Annotated in this window: 1 protein-coding gene; it reads left to right on the forward strand. The window is 69.3% G+C overall.

Translation table 11 applies throughout. From position 1 onward, the window contains the following. A partial coding sequence (locus ABZV94_RS41890; RefSeq protein ID WP_356350397.1) for a DUF1062 domain-containing protein occupies positions 1–316 on the forward strand: 316 nt, incomplete at both ends.

Below are 316 nucleotides of genomic sequence, written 5' to 3' on the forward strand. Positions count from 1 at the left end.
ACAAGTGCGGTCCATACCAGCCGAGTCGCTCAACCGAATGCATGACAACGACGCAAGCCTGGCGGCGCGGTTGCTTCAGGAACCGGGCGTACGTCGCCGCAACCGCATCGCCCTCGACTGGGACAACGCCTGGCGCCTCGACACCGCCGGATCGGACCACGTCGACGACGAGCACCGCGACGGCGCTGCCAACGACGCCGCCAACGGCGACGAGGTCCTCGACGTCACGGTCCGTTTCGCGGCGCGGATTCCTGTCCGGCCGGTGCGCCTGATCGCTGAAGGCTGCGGTCTGCCGCGGGCCGAGGTCGAGCGTCTG

Origin of the sequence: Streptomyces sp. NPDC004658 (assembly GCF_040609555.1) — a bacterium.
Lineage (GTDB): Bacteria > Actinomycetota > Actinomycetes > Streptomycetales > Streptomycetaceae > Streptomyces.